The sequence below is a fragment of the Shewanella sp. genome, assembly GCF_048265805.1.
Classification (GTDB): Bacteria; Pseudomonadota; Gammaproteobacteria; order Enterobacterales; family Shewanellaceae; genus Shewanella.
Genome location: NZ_JBLXAT010000019.1, coordinates 18,612 through 38,236 on the forward strand (window position 1 = coordinate 18,612; position 19,625 = coordinate 38,236).

Sequence of the window (19,625 nt, forward strand, 5' to 3'; positions counted from 1 at the left end):
TAAACGACAAAAGCCGACATCATGTCGGCTTTTTTATGCAGCAACAGCGTTACACCTAAGCTGAAGCATCCACCTCTGCGTCGGCTAATGGTCGGGTTTGCGCCTGATAAAATTCACCAATGCGCTGTGCAAATTCGCGGTAGAAGCGGTTGGGCTGTGGCGTAGTTGCTACTGATTTCTCGTCAGTCTCGAGCGGCTGCTGGCTTTGAGGGCGTTCGAGGTTTACGCGGCTACGAATATCACGTCGTTCTAGCGCTGGCTTACTGAGCGAATAGGACTGTACCAGCGGGGCCTTTTGTTGCTGTTGGCGTTGTTCTTGAGCGCCTTGCTCTTGCTGCTGTTGATTGGACTGTTGTCGTGCATGCACGGTATCGGCCAGTCGTGCTTGTTGCTGTGCGTGCGCATTGGCACGCTCATTCTGCGAATTGAGACTACGCTCTTCGTGATTCTGCGTTGGCTGTTGCGGCGGTATCACCGTCGGCCGTTGTAAGTTTTCTGCGCGCGCCACATCGGTCGCGGCATTGGTGGTCGCGATCGGTACTTGTGGGTAGTTAGAGACAACTTGCATGCAGAAATCCTCAGCTGATGGTCAAATTCTAGCCAATTGCTAAGTTAAATCAACCCTGTTGCTGTGCTCCAACGCTGAATTTCGGTGACAACCTCATGCGGATGAGAAATAAACGGCGCGTGCGAGGCTTTGGCAAAAATGGCATCGGTGATGTTGTCAGCGGTTGGCATCTGCGTAATCACGCGATGCGGCACTAACCCATCGAGTTTGCCCCACAGTCTCAGCCATGGCAGTTGCAGGGTGGCTGCGTCTTCCCTTAAATCGATATCGCGCAGCATCGCCAGCCCGTCCGCCAGCGCAGTGGCATCTGGCTGCGGTTTCGCCAGTACCAATTCACGGATACGGCGAATATCATCGCGCGCGGTGTCGCTACCCATCGCTTGCAATGCGAGAAAACGCTCGATAGTTTTAGGGAGGTCTTGCTGTAGCTGCTGCGTAAACTGCTGTAGCACTTTGGCCGGAATCCCTGGCCATTCGGCTGTGGCCAGAAAGTAGGGCGAGGAGGCAACCGTAATCAGCGCTGCCACTTTTGTGGGATAACGCTGGGCTAAACGTGTGGCTAGTAAGCCACCCAGTGACCAGCCAAGCACCATCGCTTGTTCAGGCAGATGCTGTGCGAGCTGATCGACCCATGCATCGAAGCCACCATCTAGCGGTGCGCTGTCGCCAAAGCCGGGCAGATCGACTTGTAAACATTGGTATTGTGGCAGTTGGGCGACCAAAGGAGTAAAAATACTACTGTTCATGCCCCAGCCGTGCAGCAGCACTAGGGGGTGTCCGTCGCCGGATGCTTGCATAAATAACGCTGGTGAATTCATTACAACGCTCAAGGATGAGTTATGGTTAGCCTGTCTTGGCAGCGGTGCCGCGCAATTCTAGGTGCTAGTTTACCTAACCGCTGCTTATTGTGTCATCAGACCATTGCCGCGCCGCATCGCGGTGTCTGCCCCACCTGTGTCGCAAACAGTATCTATCAATCTGAGGTGTGCCTTGGCTGTGGTAAGCCACTGACCATTGCCGCGGAATACTGCGGCAGCTGTCTGCACCATCGGCCGATTAAAGTGGTGGCACCAGCCAGTTATCACAGCATGCTTGGGCCGCTGATCCCCGCCATCAAATATCAAGCGCAGTTCGCGGCACTCCCGGCATTAACGGCTGCGTTAGTGGCTCGCATTCAACACTTAGTCGCTGCCGAGTTGTTAGAGTTGCCACAAGTCGTGCTACCTGTGCCGCTGCATCGCCAGCGCCTCGCCCATCGCGGTTACAATCAAGCGTGGCTGATTGCCAACACCTTAGCGGCGCAATTGCAGTTGCCGCTGGACGATAAACTGTTAGCACGCACTAGCAACACACCGGCGCAAGCGCAACTGACTGGTAAGCAGCGGCGGCAGAATTTGTCGGGCGCATTTGCGCTAACTCGGGCATCACCATATCAACGCATCGCGTTGGTGGATGATGTTGTGACCACCGGCAGCACCGTCAATGAGATTGCGCGACTGTTAAGAACCTCAGCGCCAAGTATTCAGGTGTGGTGCTTGGCACGAGCGGAAGCCCCCAAAATCGCAACGCTTTGAGCGAGATTGTTTCTTACTAACATATATGCATTCGTTAGTAGATGGGGCTACAAAGCAGCGTTTATCAGGAGTATCATAGGAACAATTCTTACTAATTCACTCAGGTTTATCCTGATGGAGCAGGTTTTCATGATCAGTATTTCTGAAGCAGCTCAGGCTCACTTTGTAAAGCTGCTGGCTGACCAGCCAGAAGGCACTAACATTCGTGTATTTGTTATCAGCCCAGGTACGCCCCAAGCTGAATGCGGCGTTTCTTACTGCCCACCGGACGCAGTAGAGCCTGATGACATCGAAATCGAATTCAATGGCTTTAACGCCATGGTGGACGAAAAGAGTGCACCATTTTTGGAAGAAGCTAGCATCGATTTGACCACCGACCAACTCGGTTCACAGCTGACGCTTAAAGCTCCAAACGCTAAAATGCGTAAAGTCTCTGACGATGCGCCACTGCGTGAACGTATTGAATATATGATTCAATCGGAAATCAACCCACAGCTGGCTAGCCACGGTGGTCACATCATGTTGGTTGAACTCACCGAAGCTGGCGTTGCGGTACTGCAATTCGGTGGTGGTTGTAACGGTTGTTCAATGGTGGACGTGACCCTGAAAGATGGCATTGAAAAACAGATGCTGGAACGTTTCGCTGGTGAATTGACGGGTGTACAAGACGTGACCGATCACCAACACGGTGAGCATTCATTCCAATAATCATTGTTGGATGATACTTAACAAAGGCGCTGCGGCGCCTTTGTTGTTTGAGCGACGGTTTATTCTTGTAAGAATTGCTGCCGCTGTAGATAGTAATACCCGCCAAGCGTGGTGCTTCGTGCCAACATAAAACCTGACAGCGCCAGCCACAAGCCATGATTTTGCCATGCCTGACTGAACCACCACAGCGGTACAAACACCAATAAGCTAGCGACCATCATGCTATTGCGCATGGTGCGCCCCTTTGCTGCGCCAATAAATACGCCATCAAATAGATAGCAGCCAAACGATAACAGCGGCAGGGCGGTCATCCACGGTAATAAGTCGCTGGCGCTGGCAACCACTTGGTCTATTGAGGTGAGTAAGCTAATCAGCTGTTCACCTGCCAGCCAAAATAGTAATGAAAACAGCAATGCCACGGCGGCTGACCAATAAAATGCCAGCGTTACCGTGGCGTGCAGCTCATGATAGTTATGCTCGCCTGCGGCACGACCGACTTCCGCTTCGGCATAGTAGGCGATGCCATCTAGCGCATACGAGATCAGCAGTAGCAAGTTCAGCATTACCGCATTGGCGGCCACCGTGGTATCGCCAAGGCTGGCACCAGCAAATGTGATAAAAGCAAACGTGAGTTGTAGGAATAAACTACGGATAAAAATATCGCGATTCAGCCGCAATAAACGGCTGAAATGCGCTAGCCGTAACTTAGCCCACAGCCCTGCCCAATCAACATGGCCCATGGAGGCTGCGGAGCGCTTAACCATGAACACGGCAATAGCGGTACTAGCAATATCGGCAATCACTGACGCTGCCGCGGCACCTTTAACATTCCACTCAAAGCCGACCACAAACAACAGGTCGAGCCCGATATTCAAGCTGTTGGCAATAATCAACTGCCACATGGCGGCTTTGGGTTGTTGCCGTCCCATTAGCCAGCCGAGCAACACCATGTTGAGCAGGGCAAACGGCGCGCCCCAAATACGGATAGCAAAGTAATCGTGGCCATAGTTCATCACTTCCGCGCTGGCATCGTTAAACTGCATCGCCAGTTGCCAAATGGGCCACTGCAGCAATAGAAACAACGCGCCAATCAACAATGCTAGCGTGCTCGACTGCAGCAAAATAGCGAGTTGTTGCTCGCGGTCTTTGCGACCGACACCTTGCGCGACGAGCGCCGTTGTCGACATACGCAGGAATCCCATCAGCCATAACATCAATGTTATAATCGTGCTGCCGACGGCGACGCCGCCGAGATAGGCCGCTTGGCTCAGATGACCGATCACCGCCGTATCCACCAAGCCCAGTAACGGTACGGTGATATTGGACAAGATCATCGGTAGGGCCAATGCCAGCAACTTTTTGTGGCGAGAGCGATCAGTCAGCGTCGGACAAATATTCATTCGTTGTTGGAGATTCTTATATGGTGTTGAACAGAGTGTTGTGGCTCATCGGTTTGCTTGTAGCGTTCATCTCAACTGCGCAAGCCGCGGTTATTCTACAGTATCACCATGTTTCTGAAACCTCACCGGCGGTGACCAGTGTAACGCCTGCCCAATTTAAGCAGCAGATGCAGTATCTGCACGATCAACATTTTAATGTGGTGCCGTTACAGCAAGTGATTGATGCCATCAAAGCGGGAGAAGATCTGCCAGCTAATTCAGTGGCTATCACCTTTGATGATGGTTATCGCAGCATTGCCGATAATGCCGCTCCTGTGTTGCAGCAGTACGGTTATCCGTACACCCTGTTTGTTGCCATTGAGCCGATTGAAAAGGGCTTTGGTGAGATGATGGATTGGCAACAACTTAAGCAACTGGCGGCTAATGGCGCGACTATTGCCAACCATTCGTGGGGGCATGAACATCTTATCCGCCGCTTGGACAACGAGTCCGAACAACAATGGTTAGCGCGCATCAAAGATAACCTCCAACGCACTGAGACAACCATTTTGCAGCACACCGGTCAGAGTGTGAAAACCTTAGCCTACCCGTATGGAGAATATAATACCGCGCTGCAACAGCTGTTACAGCAGATGGGTTACAGCGCTTTAGGCCAACAAAGCGGTGCGGCGGGGCTTTATTCTCCGCTCACTGCTATTCCACGTTTTCCGGTGGCTGGGGCCTATGCCGACATGGACAGTCTCAAGGTCAAACTGCACTCACTCAACATGCCAGTGTTGAGTCAAACGCCGAGTAATCCTGAGCTGAGTGTGTCACAAACCCAACCCGAGTTACGGGTGAAGCTTGATACCAAAGATATTCGCACCAAAGAATTGGCGTGTTTTATTCAAGGGCAGGGTAAGCAACTGCCAACTTGGGTTGATAGTGACACCTTTGTTATTCGTGCGGTAAAACCATTACCAGCGGGGCGCTCCCGCTACAATTGTACTGCACCAAGTAAGATCAAGTCGGGCTATTACTGGTTTAGCCAAGCTTGGGTACGACCGCAAGCAGATGGTCAGTGGCTGGCTGAATAGGTTGTTAGCGTAGTAGAACCAAACATTTTTATCGGCGTAACACAATTTGTTAATTTATAATTAACAAGTCTGCAAAAATGCTGTGTATCGGGAGTCATATACTCCCGATAATATTTATTGCCTTCTTAAGTTTTTGATAAGACTTCGGCACTAGCGTGTCGCTGTCTGTTGCTGGTAGCAAATTTGAATCTTTAGGAGCAAGAATTGATATCTGTAGTTATTCCCGCCAAAGATGAGGCAGGAAACATTGGACCACTAATTATTGAGATTTTTCAAGCACTCAATACGCTGACACCTTTTGAAGTTATTGTCGTCGATGACGGTAGTCGCGATGACACCGCCGCCGAGGTGGTTGATACGGCCAATCGACTGGGTTGCCAAGCACAAGCGGTTATCCATAAGCAGAGTACGGGACAAAGTACCGCCATATGGACCGGTGTGCGCCAAGCCGCAGGCGACTGGATTGTTACCTTAGACGCCGATGGTCAAAATGATCCCGCAGACATTCCCGCTATCATAGCGTTAGCGCAGCAGATTTCAGCCACAGATTTCTGTATTGCGGGTTACCGCAAGTATCGTAAAGATACCGCTTGGAAGCGTTTTCAATCACGTATCGCCAACAAAATCCGCAATGCCATGCTACGAGATGGCGTGCCTGATACAGGCTGTGGTCTCAAACTTTTCCCGCGTGAAACCTTTATCAAGATGCCGTATTTCAACCATATGCATCGTTATATTCCCGCATTAGTTCGGCGTATGGGCGGCGAAGTGCATATCTCTGTAGTGAACCACCGTGACCGACAAGTGGGCGTCTCCAAGTACACCGCTTGGAACCGTGCTTGGGTTGGGATTGTCGATATTCTTGGGGTGATGTGGCTGATTCGGCGCGCGAAAATAGCGGAGATCAAACAAATTGAAACGAGTAACACTGCTCAGTAGTAAGCAACTGGGTAAGACGCTATTTACCATCATGATCTTTATGCTATTGGCGTTGATGGTGGAAAGTGGCAGTTTTGCGCATTTCTCAGACAAGCAATGGGTCGCCGCGCTGATTAACCAAGATGGCCTCGGTGGTGATGCGATCATTTTTGCCAGTGCAGTGCTGTTTACCTCAGTGGGCGGACCGCGCCAGTTGGTTGCGCTGGTTTACGGTTACACCTTTGGCAGTTTTTATGGCACAGGTATGGCGTTGTTAGCGGCGTTAGCGGGCTGTGCTGTCAGCTTTTATGTAGCACGTTTTACCGTGAAAGCGCTCATCAAAAAACACTTTGGTAACAGGTTGCTGCGATTTGAAGCCTTTATCTGTGACAAAACCTGGTTAAAGGTCATTGTGATCCGCTTTCTACCGTTCGGCAGCAATCTAGTGACCAATCTACTGGCTGGCTCAACTCGTACACCTGCTGGTGGTTTCTTCCTCGGCAGTGCCATTGGCTATGTGCCGCAAACCTTTATTTTTGCCAGCGCTGGCGCGGGGATTGGTTTTTCTGATCACCTTACGTTGCTGCTGAGTTGTGTGCTGTTGCTGGCCTCTAGCATCATTGGCACCTATCTCTATCGTTGTCGAGTACAGCCCTCTGTGGCGAATATTCTTGCCGAAGAAAAAGAGAGTCTGTCATGAGTTTGTTGACGTCGTATTTTGACTCGAATGACTATCGTCGCACCTTTTGGGCGTTGTTTATTTTCACCTTGCTGATCATGTTGCTAGGACTGGGGTTACGCTCACCTTGGCCAGCGGATGAGCCACGTTTTGTAGAAGTGGCGCGTGAAATGGTTAGCAGTGGTCAGTGGTTATTTCCTTCCCGTGGCGGAGAGCTTTATCCAGACAAGCCGCCGGTATTTATGTGGTCGATCGCACTGTGTTACATAGTGATTGGCAATCTAAAGCTAGCGTTTTTAATTCCTAATGCCTTGTGTGGTTTGTTAACCACTATGTTGGTGTTCGACCTTGGCGCGCGGTTATGGAATGTACGTACTGGGCGTAATGCGGCGCTACTGCTGTTGTTGGTGCCTCAGTTCCTTATTCAAGCCAAGAATGCACAAATTGATGCCATGGTGATGTGCTGGATTACTGTCGGCTGTTACGGTTTAATTCGGCACTTTTTTGTTGGGCCGAGCTGGCGTTGGTATTTCGTCTCTTGGGCATTTATGGGGCTGGGGATCATCACTAAAGGTGTTGGCTTTCTGCCGTTGCTAATGTTGCTGCCAATCGCACTTTATACTTGGCGTAGTGGCTTATATCGTGAACGTTGGCAGTGGCGGGCGGCGCTAGGACCTTTGGTCATGTTAGCTGTGATTGGTTGTTGGTTGGTGCCCATGGTGGTGACGGTGTTGAGCTCAGGTGATGCGCAACACTTAGCTTATATGAACAATATTTTGTTCAAGCAAACTGGCCAACGCTATGTGGCCGCTTGGCATCATATTAAACCGTGGTATTACTTTATTGTCTCGGTCATTCCATGGATGTGGTTGCCGTTACCGCTGCTGGTTATTGCGTATTGGCGTAGGCTGGTAACTGCCATAAAAGCTGACCCGCGCATTGCCATATTGCTATTGTGGGTAGCGTTAGTAGTGCTGTTTTTCAGCATTAGCCCTGGCAAACGCAATGTGTATATTCTGCCTGCGCTACCGATGGCGTGTTTGGCCATTACTGCTGCATTGCAACAGGCTACCGTGTGTCGCTGGTTTGAGCGGCTTGTTAAAGGGCTACTGTGGTTGTTAGGTGGCATTACCTTGGCGTTAGCGGTTGCGGCGTTGCGCGACCATCCAGTGTTAGTGAGAAAGCTGGCGGACTATACTGATGACCTCGCACATGTGGGCTACTTCATACTGACCGTGGCAATTGGCTGGCTGGCGTTATTGGTGCTAGCGCGCAAGCAGTTGGCGTTGTTACAGATGGGCATTATTACTCTGTTTGTTTGGGCAATTAGCAGCAGTTGGGGGTACAGCTTGCTCGAACATATGCGCACCCCGAAAGATGTGACTGAGCGAGTTGCCGCAACCATAGGTGAGCAAGGACAGTTAGGCCTTATCGATTTTAAAGAGCAGTTTATTCTGTTCTCGACAGTGGATATTACTCACTTCAGTTATCTTGCGCCGCTTGCAGAACAAGAACGCAATGCGTGGTATTGGCAGCAGCAGGGCGAGCAGCGTTATCTGTTGGTGCCGGCCGATGCACAGCTCAGCTGTTTTGACCTAAGCAAAGGGCAAGACATGGGCGAAGCACATCGCGAACACTGGTTCTTATTGGCCGCTGATGCGCGCCGAGCAGACTGTCCAAAGCCGGACGTTACTGAGGTGTTCTTTACTCCAAAACCAGGAACGTGGATGACGGAATAACGGCCTAGGTATTTCGCATACAAAAACGCCGTACAGCCTCTGACTCTTCGCATACAAAAACGCCGTACAGCCTCTGACTCTGTACGGCGTTGTTGTTTGAGGGCCGTTTAATGTACGGCTTGCAACCAACAGCTGGATTGCAGCTCAGTGGTGGTGTGGGTCTCGAGTATGATGCCTACTGCGCGGGCACTTTTAGCAACCAACTGCAACCGCCGCTTGTCTTTGTGGTCTAGCTGATCAACCCAGCTCACAACTGCGCTGGTGGTACCGCTGGTCAAGGCTCGTTCGGTGGCCCATAAGGCTTCAACCTCATCACGGGCACGTACTTGCAGTACGCGGTCCATTCTCACTCCGGCATTGGCCAAAAGAGTTTTATAACCGCTAAACCCAGGATTAATTAACACGATCCAACGGCCCTGTTGACTGAGTTGTGCCAATTGGGCGCTCAGTTGCTGCAGTTCGCGGCGGCCGTTACTGCTTGATGGCAGGTTAGACACACCTAGCTCCACCATAGTGTCGCTATTGTCTTGCCACAAACCGGGATGACGAGGGGCATTACCGATTAACATGCTCATAGCCAGTCTCCATTACGGATAATGCCCACGGCTAAACCTTCAATGGTGAAAGATTGTTCGCTTAGGTCAACTTTAATCGGTTGATACGCTTCGTTTTCGGCATGTAAATACACCACGTTGCCCTTGCGTTCAAAGCGTTTAACGGTGACGTCTTCTTCGACTCGCGCGACTACCACTTGGCCATTACGTGCTTCCTGCATCTTGTGCACGGCGAGCAGGTCACCTTCCAAAATGCCGATGTTTTTCATACTGTCACCACGGACACGCAGCAAAAAATCAGCGTTAGGACGGAACATCATTGGGTCAACTTGGTAATACTGCTCGATATGTTCTTGCGCCAGAATGGGTTCACCGGCAGCCACCTGACCAATCAACGGCAGGCCTTGTTCTTCATCGACAATTTCCTCTTGTGGCAGACGAATGCCGCGCGAGGTACCGGGCATGATTTCAATGCAGCCTTTTTTGGCTAGTGCTTTTAAATGTTCTTCGGCTGCGTTAGCACTTTTAAATCCTAAGCGACGGGCTATTTCCGCACGAGTAGGGGGCATTCCAGTTTCAGAAATGTTGCGTTTAATCAGCTCAAGGATTTGTGCTTGTCTTGGTGTCAGAGGTCTCATGATAAATCCTGTTTTTTTATACAGTATCTGTCAGTATATACAGTATTTTTGCTAGCGCAACTATTAACCATTTTTGTGCAGAATTAGTGAAGTAACAGGGGATTCTGGTATTCTACAAGGCTATCTACTGACGTTTACTTTTGAGATATGTCGAAACACACCTCCATCTGGACATCTTCGCTTCGCTGGCTGCAACGTAAATTGGTACATACTATTACGGTGCCGCAGGATCCTTTTGCCGATCTTAACCTCGATGGTGAGCGCCCCGTGGTCTACGTGATGAAAATCGAATCATGGAGCGATAAGGCGGCTTTAGCAGATGTGACCGACCAGCTCGGTTTGCCAAGCCCTTATGAACCGCTAACGATAGGCGCCGCTCAGTTACCGCGCGTTATGTGCCTTGAAGGTGCCAAACCGTTATTTGGCCGTCGTAAACAAGATACTAATTACCTCAGCACTTTTACTAAGCTGTTGAATTTGCATAAACAGCAGCCTGATCTCGATGTGCAGCTAGTGCCTGTTAGCCTTTACTGGGGACGCACTCCTGGGAAAGAGGATGACACTATGCGTGCCGCGGTGTTTGAGCGGGAAAACCCTAGCTGGTTACGTAAATTTTTGATGATCCTGTTTCTGGGACGAGACAACTTTGTCCAGTTTGCTAATGCGGTATCAGTGCGGCTTATGGCTGATAACCACGGTACTGATGAAGCCATTGCCCATAAGCTGTCGCGCGTAGCGCGGGTGCATTTTCGCCGTCAACGCAAAGTGATGACTGGCCCAGTACTGCCGAATCGTCAATGGTTGTTTAGCGAGTTGTTGCGTAGCGAAAACATTCGCCACGCCATTGCAGAAGAAGCTGAAGCCAAACATATCTCGATTGAAGAAGCGAAAAAAACGGCTGAAACGTATCTAGATGAGATTGCCGCCGATTATTCCGATAGCTTAGTCCGTGTGTCGGAGCGGTTACTCACTTGGTTGTGGAACAAGCTGTATAGCGGTATCAACATCAAAGGTGCAGAGCAGATCCGTCAACTGCACCATGACGGCCACGAGATCGTCTATGTGCCATGTCACCGCAGCCACATGGACTACTTGCTGCTGTCGTACATTCTCTATTTTCAAGGTATGGTGCCGCCACATATCGCCGCGGGCATCAACCTTAACTTCTGGCCTGCCGGGCCGATGTTCCGCCGTGGTGGCGCGTTCTTTATTCGCCGCAGTTTCAACGGTAACAAACTGTATACCGTGGTGTTTAAAGAGTACCTCGACCGCCTGTTTGCCAAAGGTTACTCAGTGGAATATTTCACTGAAGGTGGCCGTTCACGCACTGGCCGTTTGTTATCACCGAAGACCGGTATGCTGGCGATGACCGTGCATTCGGTCTTGCGCGGTATTGAACGTCCCGTCACTTTAGTGCCGGTGTATTTGGGCTATGACCATGTGATGGAAGTGGCCACTTACCTAAAAGAGTTGCGCGGCAAAGAGAAGAAAAAAGAGTCGGTGTGGCAGGTGCTGGGTGCCGTGCGCAAACTGGGTAATTTCGGCCAAGGTTATGTGAACTTTGGTGAGCCAATCAACCTGCAGCAGTTCCTGACGGAGAAACAAGCCGATTGGCGTGAGCTGCAAGATCCAGAACTCGACCAAAAGCCCGCTTGGTTGACTCCAGCGGTGAATAACTTGGCAACCCGCGTAATGACGCGCATTAACAATGCTGCTGCAGCTACCGCCGTGACCTTAACCAGCACAGTATTGTTAGCCACTGAGCAAAATGCGTTGGAACGTCGCAAGTTAGAAAACCAGATTAATTTCTATCTCGACCTGCTGAAACAGGTGCCATATACCGAGTTTGTCTCGGTACCCGAAGGCGATGCGGCGGCGTTATTGCAGCAAGGGTTAGATCTGAAAAAATTCTGTATTCAAAATGATGGCATTGGCGATATAGTGTCCATTGATGAAAATGTTGCGGTAACCATGACTTATTACCGAAACAACATCATTCACTTGTTTGCGATTCCATCTTTGTTGGCATGTTGCCTCATTCGTTCTGAAAGCTGTAATCGTGAACAGGTTACTCTGGTACTGCAACGTCTTTACCCATTGCTCAAAGCAGAGCTGTTTATGGGGCTGAAAGATGCGCAAGCGTTTGCCGATGAGTTACTGGCTCGCTTTGAGGCCTTTGGCTATATCAGTGCTGACGCTGACGTATGGCGGGTCACCGAAGAGGGCCAGCTAGCGTTAACTTTGTTGGCAGAAGTGATGAGCGAAACCTTGCAACGTTATGCCATCATCTTCAATCTGCTGGCCGCTAAGCCCGCCATTGAACGTGGTGACTTAGAGCTAGAGAGCCACCTGCTTGCCAGCCGTTTAGGCCGTTTGCACGGTATTACCGCACCAGAGTTTTACGACAAGAAGTTGTATTCCATGCTCAGTATCAAACTGAAAGAGCTTGGATATCTCAACAATAACAACAATATGGACGAGATTTCTGCGGTGCGCGATTTGGTTAACCAATTATTGACCCCCCAAGTGCGTGAAACCATCGTTGCCAGTGCGGAAATCCAACAGGAGAGTTGATGAAGCACAGCAGTAGCCCAGAGAAGCCACGTTCGCTTCTCGGTGGGGCAATGATCATCGCTGGCACCACGGTCGGTGCTGGTATGTTTTCCTTGCCGGTGACTGGTGCCGGTATGTGGTTTAGTTATGCGGCGTTAATGTTAATCGGTGTGTGGTTCTGCATGTGGATGTCGGGGCTGCTACTGCTGGAAACTAACCTGCATTTTGAGCCGGGTGCCAGTTTTGACACCTTGACGCGCAAAACCCTTGGCCAGTTCTGGCGTGTGGTTAACGGCGCATCTATCGCCTTTGTGCTGTACATCCTCACTTATGCCTATATTAGTGGTGGTGGTTCGATTGTTAATCACGCACTATCGTTCACTAGCGTGGATCTTCCCCCCAGCGCAGCAGCATTAACCTTTGCCATCGTGTTAGCGGCCATTGTGATGATCTCCACCAAAGCGGTGGATCGTTTTACCACAGTGATGATTGGCGGCATGGTGATCTCCTTTGTGTTGGCGATTGGTAACCTATGGTTGGAAATCGACCCTGTCAAATTGTGGCGACCTGATGGTGAGCAAGTGTTCTCGCCATACTTGTGGGCGGCGATTCCGTTCGGCCTCACCAGTTTCGGCTTTCACGGTAACGTGCCCTCACTGGTTAAATATTATGGTCATCAACCCAAGCAGATTGTTAAAGCTATCAGCTTTGGCACCTTCTTCGCCTTAGTGATTTATTTAGGCTGGATGATGGCGACGATGGGTAACCTCGATCGCTCCGCTTTTGGTGGCATCATCAGTGCCGGCGGCAATATGGGCGTGCTAGTGGGGGCACTACAGGACGTGGTTGCCAGTGATTTGATGAACAGCATGCTGACACTCTTTGCGAATCTGGCCGTTGCCAGTTCATTCCTTGGGGTGACCTTAGGGCTATTCGACTATGTCGCCGACCTGTTTGGCTTTGATGATAGCCGCATCGGGCGCACCAAAACCTCGCTAGTGACCTTTGTGCCGCCAACCATTATGGGAGTGTTGTTTCCCAATGGTTTCTTAGTGGCTATTGGCTTCGCTGGCTTGGCGGCCACGATTTGGGCGGTGATAGTGCCGGCGCTGATGGCCTATCGCTCACGCCTCCTGTTTGCCGAGGCTAAAGGCTTTCGCGTACCGGGTGGCACGGCATTGATTGTTATCGTGATTTTGTTCGGTGTGCTAACGGCGACCTGCCATCTGCTTTCGATGGCTAACATTCTGCCCGTTTATAAAGGGTAGTTCAGCGCGTTAAATCACCAGTAGTCAACATTAGCGTGACGTTAACTTAATGACCTGCTTGACAATTTTTTGCATTGCAGTAATTTATGCACACAGCGTCACGCTGACTCCTGCGCGGGTGTAGTTCAATGGTAGAACGGCAGCTTCCCAAGCTGCATACGAGGGTTCGATTCCCTTCACCCGCTCCATGCTGCAATCTAGCTTTCCTGTGACTCACCTTACGGCATAAAGTCCGCATTAAATATCCCAGCCTATTGAATGACCCAATAGCAGCCGAGTATCGCCAGTATGATGCCGGAACGAAGCGAATCGAGAGTGAAAACTGGATGGTGATGTTATGGCATAAGCGACAGGAGAATCCTTCCCCCGTTATCTAGCTGCTCACGCCCATTAGAGCTCAAACGTTTTTGACACGCCAAATACCAAACGAGTATCGCCCACATGGTCGAGGCTAGTGCCTTGAACCTCAGCCGACAGTTCATAACCATCAACCGCATAATGTGTACCAGCGCGCCAGTGGCTATAGCCTGCACGGTTTTCCTGTGACCATTTATCCATATCCAGCGATTTTGAATAACCGATACCGCCCAACAGTGACCAACGCTCAGTCAGCGGCAGAGTTTGTACCAATTTGATGTTGTAATAACGCGCGCCTGCACCAGCATAATCCGTCGTGTAGAAACCGATTATCGTACTGTGAACATACGTCATAGTGGCGTAGAACTCGGTGTAGTTGAATTGGTCGCTGCCGTGAGTGCCGAAGTAAGAATACTGGGTTACACCGACATCGTAACTCAGGTTATCGCTCAGTTGCTTGAAGTAACCCGCAGTGACATCTGCCTCGACATTAACGCCATCAAAATCGACGCGGCTAGCGTAGGCGCTAGCGTGAAAACCGCTATCACCGATCCAATTCAGGCTGGCTTGAACCGCAGGGTTTTTGTTGGTCTGGCTAATACCACTGCACAAATAATCATTGTAAGCACTCAGGGTTAATGAGGTTTTTGCTTGGGCAAAATTGGCAGAGGTGAGTGTTGCGAGGAGACAACAAAAAAGCGCGAACAGAGTGCGCCATGCGCGTACAGCCATGAACTTTGCTTCCTATTGATTAAGGATGTAAGGAAATATTTCAGAGTCATCAGAGGGCGTGCATGATAATGAACTCGCGAGAATTTGCGAGCGTTTACGGCCATTTCAGCCGTGTTTGTTAGTTTCATAACTCCTTAGCAGTACTTAACTGCCTGTTACTCATGGTGAAAACTTTTGCAAGAAAACGCTGGACGTTATCGTATTGATTCACCACAATTAGCTGCTCAATAAAAAAATGGCCGTAGCTGTCTGCTACGGCCATTTTTTTATGGTGCTGCGATGACTGCCAAAATGATGTTGGCTGCATCGAGACTGATGTTAGCCGACCACGGCGCTGTCAGTGACCTGCTCGCGGTGATGACTGCGGCCCCAACGCGTTTCTATCGTCTCAAATGCCGTGCTATGTGCCGTGTTTGAGTGTTTTAACCGATACCTACGAGTAAGCAATGGACCAGCTGTTAATTCAAGTTAATCTCGACGATAAAGTTTCTCTGCAACATGCCCTGACGGCATTCCAAGCCCAACTACAGGCGGCATATCAACAAGGTGAACTTATCGGTAATGTCGGTGGTTTTATTCGCCACGACAATAAGCCATTTATCCGCACCGATTTGCTCGACCGTCGCCAATACGAGGCGATGCTGTTTATTAACAACAGCAACTTTGTGCCGGAGCCACCTGAAGAACTCACTGAGGAAGATAAAGCCTACGTACTCGAAAACGGCGTGTTTCTGCGACTATCTCACATGGTGGTGTTTCAACAGGCGTTAACCCATGACGATTTGAAACCTTTGTTGGTGGAGATATGTGAACAGCTGGTGGCGTTCTGCATCCAGGTCAACAGCTCTAACGAGCTGTTCTTTACCAGCGATATTTTGTTTGGCAACTACCTTTTGGTGTTACTTGCGGAAAAATATCCTGAGTATGCTTATCTGCTGGGGGAATACTATCCACATGATGCCTACTTTGATCAGATTGCTTACCACGGCTGTGACCTTATCCTCTATCTGTTTGAAAAGTATGGCTATAGTGATTTGATGCTCGATGTGTTGGCCAGTTGCCGTTTTCGCTATCTGCTTAGCTGTATCACATCGAATTATAACGAGGGGTACGAGCGGGTGCCCCGCTTGCTGTATTGCTTTTTACGCCAACCCGAGCGTTGGCAATATTATCAGCGGGCTGTGCTTGCTTCCTTCAAGCGGCGTCCAATGCCACTAGCAAATGATGCGTTGGCAGGACATAAATATCATCCGCTTGGGTGGCTAGATAGTGATTTTGAGTATCTATGCGACCAGCGCATGGAGCCAGAAGAAGCGGGTTATGCGGAATGTTGTCAATGGCTCACTGAAGAGCAAGCCGAAGAGCGCGAATTTGGCGATTTTATGCTGCATGGTCACAGCATTGAGGCTATCAGCGAGTCACTGGAAGAGGCGATTTTTTCTGCCATCCAAGATGTGCCGTTGGTGCAGCTATATTACTACGATGCGCCCATTCTTAACGACACGCTTACGCTCGCTGATATTGTCAATAATCCGTTCTATCAGCCTTATGATCCTGATGATGACAATGAATATGAAACTAACCGCAGTTTCTTGCTGGAGTGTTTCGATAACGGCAAGAAAATTATTAACTACATTGAAGACAATCGCGATGCCGACGTTCTCGATGAGTTACAGCCCACGAATCTCAGACAATTAGCCTTTGAGCATCAGCACTTCATCTATAAACGTTTTGACTATTTTGGCTCAGGAGACATGCAGTTGTCGTCTGATTTGCGTCATGACATCAGCCTCGACGACATTGCTGAGCGCTTCTTAGTGGTCTATCAAAACCCCGATATTTACGATTTAGAAGATGAAGGTGAGTATGAAAATGATCAGAAGTGCCTGCGTCTGCTTGATGTGCTGGTACGGCTGTTTGGCAAAAAAGAGCTTAACGCTGACGAATTAGCCATTATTGTTGACGACTTTGAACTGTGTAGTATGCAACAGGCAGTAAGGCGTTTTACGCTGGCACAGTTCAGCGCAAATGAAACTCGCGACATTTTATATGAACTGATTAATGAACCGCTGCAAAGTACCTTCGGTTTGCGCAAATTGGACGAGATTTATCGTTTTTATCAAAAGGATAAAAGTCTGTTGCCCGAGATGCTGCCGACGATTATCGAACGCGCCTATTACGATACTCCAGCAGACATTCGTGGCGTCGTACCAGCCCTTAATCAACAGGAGTTTGCCCGCGGTTCGCAGCTGCTGGCGGTTGCCTATATTTTGGCACAGGAAGATGATGGTTTGTTTGCCAATAGCCAACTCGCACCGTTGTGGCATTTTTATTACCAAGAGCTTTATAAACGGTGCTACCACGAGATGGCGCTTGAGGCTGGCAAAGATGGTGAATCGCCGTTGCTTGATACTATTAAGCAATATGTGGCCGGCCAAGCCGCTGCATCGGGGGGCTTGTTGGCCCGTTTTAAAGCGAAATCTGCACCAGCCAGCAGCGGTGTCTCCAAAGCTGATGCATTGGCTGCCGCGCAGCAGTTATTGGCCTATGACCGCGTTGACGATGATGACGAGCAAAATCGTGATGAAATGCGTACTCATCTACTGGAGTCTGACGCCATGGGTATGGCACTCGCTTCAATGGTTTACGCCGCAAAAGTCGCTAAAGGACCACAGAAAAAACAGTTACTCAGCTTATTTGAACTGCTGCTGACGCTATTCCCATCCAAAACCTTGTTGCTGTGTTTTCAAGAGTTTTCGGCTGATGGTGAACATTTCGCTGCAGCGTCAGCGGCAGAAGTTGAAGCGTTTTGTGATTGGCTGGCAGATATCAAAATTGATGAGAAGTACCAGTATCTCGCCCGTATTCAAGTAGTGCATCAAGCCAATAAATATGAAGATGATTGGCAGGAGTTTGATGACGACCATGGCCTACAAACCTTATATGGGCCGTTGCTCAAGCGCTACCGTGCGAAAGACAACGTAGATGATGAGTTGCCAGCGATGCTCGCCAGACGTGAACAAAAAATCACTGGGGCACTGGTCGAGGCTGTTGCGCTGCTTAACCATCAGCATCGCACGCGCTTCCTCAGTTTTATCTAAACTAGGCTAAGTAAACAGCGGCCACTACGACCGCATGCGTTGGAACGCTGAGCAAATGGCAGTATATTACGCCATTATCTGTATTTGCCGCGTGGCTGGCGCGAGCAACACTTGAGTTAGGAATAGCGTTGAGAACCGATCTAATCACTCCTGAAGGTTATGACACCTTAGCCAAAGAACTCGATCATCTATGGCGCGAGTACCGACCCGAAATCACCAAAAAAGTGGCGTGGGCGGCGAGCTTAGGTGATAGATCAGAAAATGCTGATTACAAAGAAAACAAGCGCTTACTGCGTCAGATCGACTCTCGTGTGCGCTTCCTACGCAAGCGACTGGATGCCCTTAAAGTCGTCGAATATTCCCCCGTGCAAGAGGGTAAAGTGTTTTTTGGGGCTTGGGTTGAGGTCGAGAGCGAGCAGGGCGAAGTGAAGGTCTTTCGTATTGTTGGCCCTGATGAAATCTATGGGCATAAACAATATGTGTCGATTGATGCGCCGATGGCGCGGGCGTTGATCAAAAAAGAGGTCGACGACGAAGCCGTGGTGCGCACGCCGGATGGTGAAAAAGTCTGGTTTATCAATAAAATCAGCTATCAAACACCGCTGGCTTAACATCATTACTCGTCTGCGTTTTTGTTGATGAGGCTGTCGCCATTACCCAGCAAGCGATCCAGCATAAGCCGAAGAAAACCAATGGTGTGGCGGCGCAACATGCGGAAGTGGCTGCTGATGATGTCGTCGTGAGTTCAGAGCAAAAACACGGTGAACTGCAATAACCGCTAAGCTGAATTAATACCGCTAAACACAAACACCGCCAAGTTGGCGGTGTTTGTTTGGCTGCAGGTTAAGTGTTTTATTTCATGCTGGCGATAATGGCATTAGACGGGGTAAAGCTGGCGTAGCAGTAGTCGCCTTCTGCCAAGTTAAAACCGGCAATACTTTCATTTTTCACCGACGCGTACACCAAGTCGGTGCCGCCGATATCCAACGCGATTTCTGAGCGTTGTTCGCCAGTGGTTAAGCTGGTAACCACGCCACGCAAATGGTTGTTGCCGTCATCTTCACTGTGTAGACGAATAGCCACCGACGGCGCTTTAAACAGCAAGATAACTTTTTTACCCACGACTAAGCCGAGCTTAGCGGTGCTGGTGTGGGTAATGGAGGCTTCCACCTCTTGCCCACCTTGTAAGCGAAGTTTGAGGTTGTCACTCAGGCTATCACCTTGCAGCGCGGTGACTTCAACCAACAGCTGATTACGGGCACTGGTCTCCAACGAGAAGTGCGCCATTAGCTCTTGCAAGCTGCCCATCGGCACTGCCGCATCCACGAGGGCTTTAAGTGCCATATCCTGCATCTGATCCATCAAGCTATACAGCTGCAACAAACGCTCACCAAACGGAGTGATTTTGGCACCGCCACCGCCTTTGCCACCTTTTTCGCTGTGCACGACCTCTTGTCCAGCCAGAATGTTCATGTCGTTAATCGCGTCCCACGCGGCCTTGTAGCTAATGCCTGCGTCACGAGCGCCTTGGCTGATCGAGCCCGTTTGCTGCAGATGTTGTAATAACTTGATGCGACGAGGATTGGCAAACAGCTTTTGCCCATCATTGAGTGTGAGAAGCGCTTTTAGATCCATAAAGGTGATAGTCCATTCATTGCTAGGGGCTGTTGATCTTTAGTGTTTAATTTTTGTTCAAATTAACCGTGTTATGAACGAGGCGAGACCAGCGACGCTTAGTCAACTAAGCAAGCTGGGCGCAA

Annotated in this window: 17 protein-coding genes and 1 tRNA gene; 11 read left to right on the forward strand and 7 right to left on the reverse strand. The window is 49.9% G+C overall.

Annotated features, from left to right (window positions below; genetic code table 11):
- Positions 1-55 precede the first annotated feature (55 nt).
- Together ACN0TT_RS13560 and bioH are read right to left on the reverse strand one after the other, a co-directional pair.
- Entirely contained in the window at positions 56-568 is a 513-nt protein-coding gene (locus ACN0TT_RS13560; RefSeq protein WP_417762684.1) for a hypothetical protein, read from the reverse strand.
- A gap of 44 nt (positions 569-612) precedes the next feature.
- Positions 613-1,386 (reverse strand): pimeloyl-ACP methyl ester esterase BioH, encoded by a 774-nt coding sequence (gene bioH, locus ACN0TT_RS13565; protein ID WP_417762685.1) that lies wholly within the window; start codon positions 1,384-1,386, stop codon positions 613-615.
- Between the two features lie 21 nt (positions 1,387-1,407).
- Here bioH and ACN0TT_RS13570 point away from each other — a divergent pair, with 21 nt between their 5' ends.
- A complete protein-coding gene (locus ACN0TT_RS13570; RefSeq protein ID WP_417762686.1) occupies positions 1,408-2,142 on the forward strand; it encodes a ComF family protein in 735 nt (244 codons plus the stop codon).
- 129 nt (positions 2,143-2,271) lie between these two features.
- Positions 2,272-2,850 carry a Fe-S biogenesis protein NfuA gene (nfuA, locus tag ACN0TT_RS13575; protein ID WP_417762687.1) on the forward strand — a complete coding sequence of 193 codons (579 nt, stop codon included), beginning with the start codon at positions 2,272-2,274 and terminating at the stop codon, positions 2,848-2,850.
- Between the two features lie 59 nt (positions 2,851-2,909).
- Here nfuA and ACN0TT_RS13580 read toward each other — a convergent pair whose 3' ends face one another.
- Positions 2,910-4,250 (reverse strand): MATE family efflux transporter, encoded by a 1,341-nt coding sequence (locus ACN0TT_RS13580; protein ID WP_417762688.1) that lies wholly within the window; start codon positions 4,248-4,250, stop codon positions 2,910-2,912.
- A 20-nt stretch (positions 4,251-4,270) separates the two neighbouring features.
- Here ACN0TT_RS13580 and ACN0TT_RS13585 point away from each other — a divergent pair, with 20 nt between their 5' ends.
- From ACN0TT_RS13585 to ACN0TT_RS13600, 4 genes are all read left to right on the forward strand, one after another.
- Positions 4,271-5,326 carry a polysaccharide deacetylase family protein gene (locus tag ACN0TT_RS13585; RefSeq protein ID WP_417762689.1) on the forward strand — a complete coding sequence of 352 codons (1,056 nt, stop codon included), beginning with the start codon at positions 4,271-4,273 and terminating at the stop codon, positions 5,324-5,326.
- A 204-nt stretch (positions 5,327-5,530) separates the two neighbouring features.
- Entirely contained in the window at positions 5,531-6,265 is a 735-nt protein-coding gene (locus tag ACN0TT_RS13590) for a glycosyltransferase family 2 protein (protein ID WP_417762690.1), read from the forward strand.
- Positions 6,240-6,944 carry a TVP38/TMEM64 family protein gene (locus ACN0TT_RS13595; protein WP_417762691.1) on the forward strand — a complete coding sequence of 235 codons (705 nt, stop codon included), beginning with the start codon at positions 6,240-6,242 and terminating at the stop codon, positions 6,942-6,944. Before ACN0TT_RS13590 ends, ACN0TT_RS13595 begins: the two co-directional genes overlap by 26 nt.
- Complete coding sequence (locus ACN0TT_RS13600; RefSeq protein WP_417762692.1) at positions 6,941-8,662, forward strand: ArnT family glycosyltransferase; 1,722 nt, start codon at positions 6,941-6,943, stop codon at positions 8,660-8,662. Before ACN0TT_RS13595 ends, ACN0TT_RS13600 begins: the two co-directional genes overlap by 4 nt.
- Positions 8,663-8,769: 107 nt before the next feature.
- Here the strand turns inward: ACN0TT_RS13600 and ACN0TT_RS13605 are convergent, their stop codons facing one another.
- Positions 8,770-9,237, reverse strand: coding sequence for a cell division inhibitor SulA (locus ACN0TT_RS13605; RefSeq protein ID WP_417762693.1), 468 nt, complete (start codon positions 9,235-9,237; stop codon positions 8,770-8,772).
- Positions 9,234-9,854, reverse strand: a complete 621-nt coding sequence (gene lexA / locus ACN0TT_RS13610; RefSeq protein ID WP_417762694.1) for a transcriptional repressor LexA — start codon at positions 9,852-9,854, stop codon at positions 9,234-9,236. Before lexA ends, ACN0TT_RS13605 begins: the two co-directional genes overlap by 4 nt.
- A 147-nt stretch (positions 9,855-10,001) precedes the next feature.
- On the opposite strand from lexA, the gene plsB reads away from it, so the two are divergent.
- From plsB to ACN0TT_RS13625, 3 genes are all read left to right on the forward strand, one after another.
- Complete coding sequence (plsB, locus tag ACN0TT_RS13615) at positions 10,002-12,428, forward strand: glycerol-3-phosphate 1-O-acyltransferase PlsB (protein WP_417762695.1); 2,427 nt, start codon at positions 10,002-10,004, stop codon at positions 12,426-12,428.
- Complete coding sequence (mtr, locus tag ACN0TT_RS13620; RefSeq protein ID WP_417762696.1) at positions 12,428-13,675, forward strand: tryptophan permease; 1,248 nt, start codon at positions 12,428-12,430, stop codon at positions 13,673-13,675. The genes plsB and mtr overlap by 1 nt, the downstream gene beginning before the upstream one ends.
- A gap of 114 nt (positions 13,676-13,789) precedes the next feature.
- Positions 13,790-13,863: transfer RNA gene (locus ACN0TT_RS13625), tRNA-Gly, on the forward strand.
- A gap of 202 nt (positions 13,864-14,065) precedes the next feature.
- On the opposite strand, the gene ACN0TT_RS13630 is transcribed toward ACN0TT_RS13625, so the two are convergent.
- The gene (locus tag ACN0TT_RS13630; protein WP_417762697.1) at positions 14,066-14,764 is read right to left on the reverse strand and encodes a TorF family putative porin; all 699 of its coding nucleotides are present in this window, start codon (positions 14,762-14,764) and stop codon (positions 14,066-14,068) included.
- A 446-nt stretch (positions 14,765-15,210) separates the two neighbouring features.
- Here ACN0TT_RS13630 and ACN0TT_RS13635 point away from each other — a divergent pair, with 446 nt between their 5' ends.
- A complete protein-coding gene (locus ACN0TT_RS13635; RefSeq protein ID WP_417762698.1) occupies positions 15,211-17,865 on the forward strand; it encodes a hypothetical protein in 2,655 nt (884 codons plus the stop codon).
- 128 nt (positions 17,866-17,993) lie between these two features.
- Positions 17,994-18,476, forward strand: coding sequence for a transcription elongation factor GreB (gene greB, locus ACN0TT_RS13640; protein WP_417762699.1), 483 nt, complete (start codon positions 17,994-17,996; stop codon positions 18,474-18,476).
- 241 nt (positions 18,477-18,717) lie between these two features.
- Here the strand turns inward: greB and ACN0TT_RS13645 are convergent, their stop codons facing one another.
- Positions 18,718-19,500, reverse strand: a complete 783-nt coding sequence (locus tag ACN0TT_RS13645) for a TOBE domain-containing protein (RefSeq protein WP_417762700.1) — start codon at positions 19,498-19,500, stop codon at positions 18,718-18,720.
- Positions 19,501-19,625: the final 125 nt, after the last annotated feature.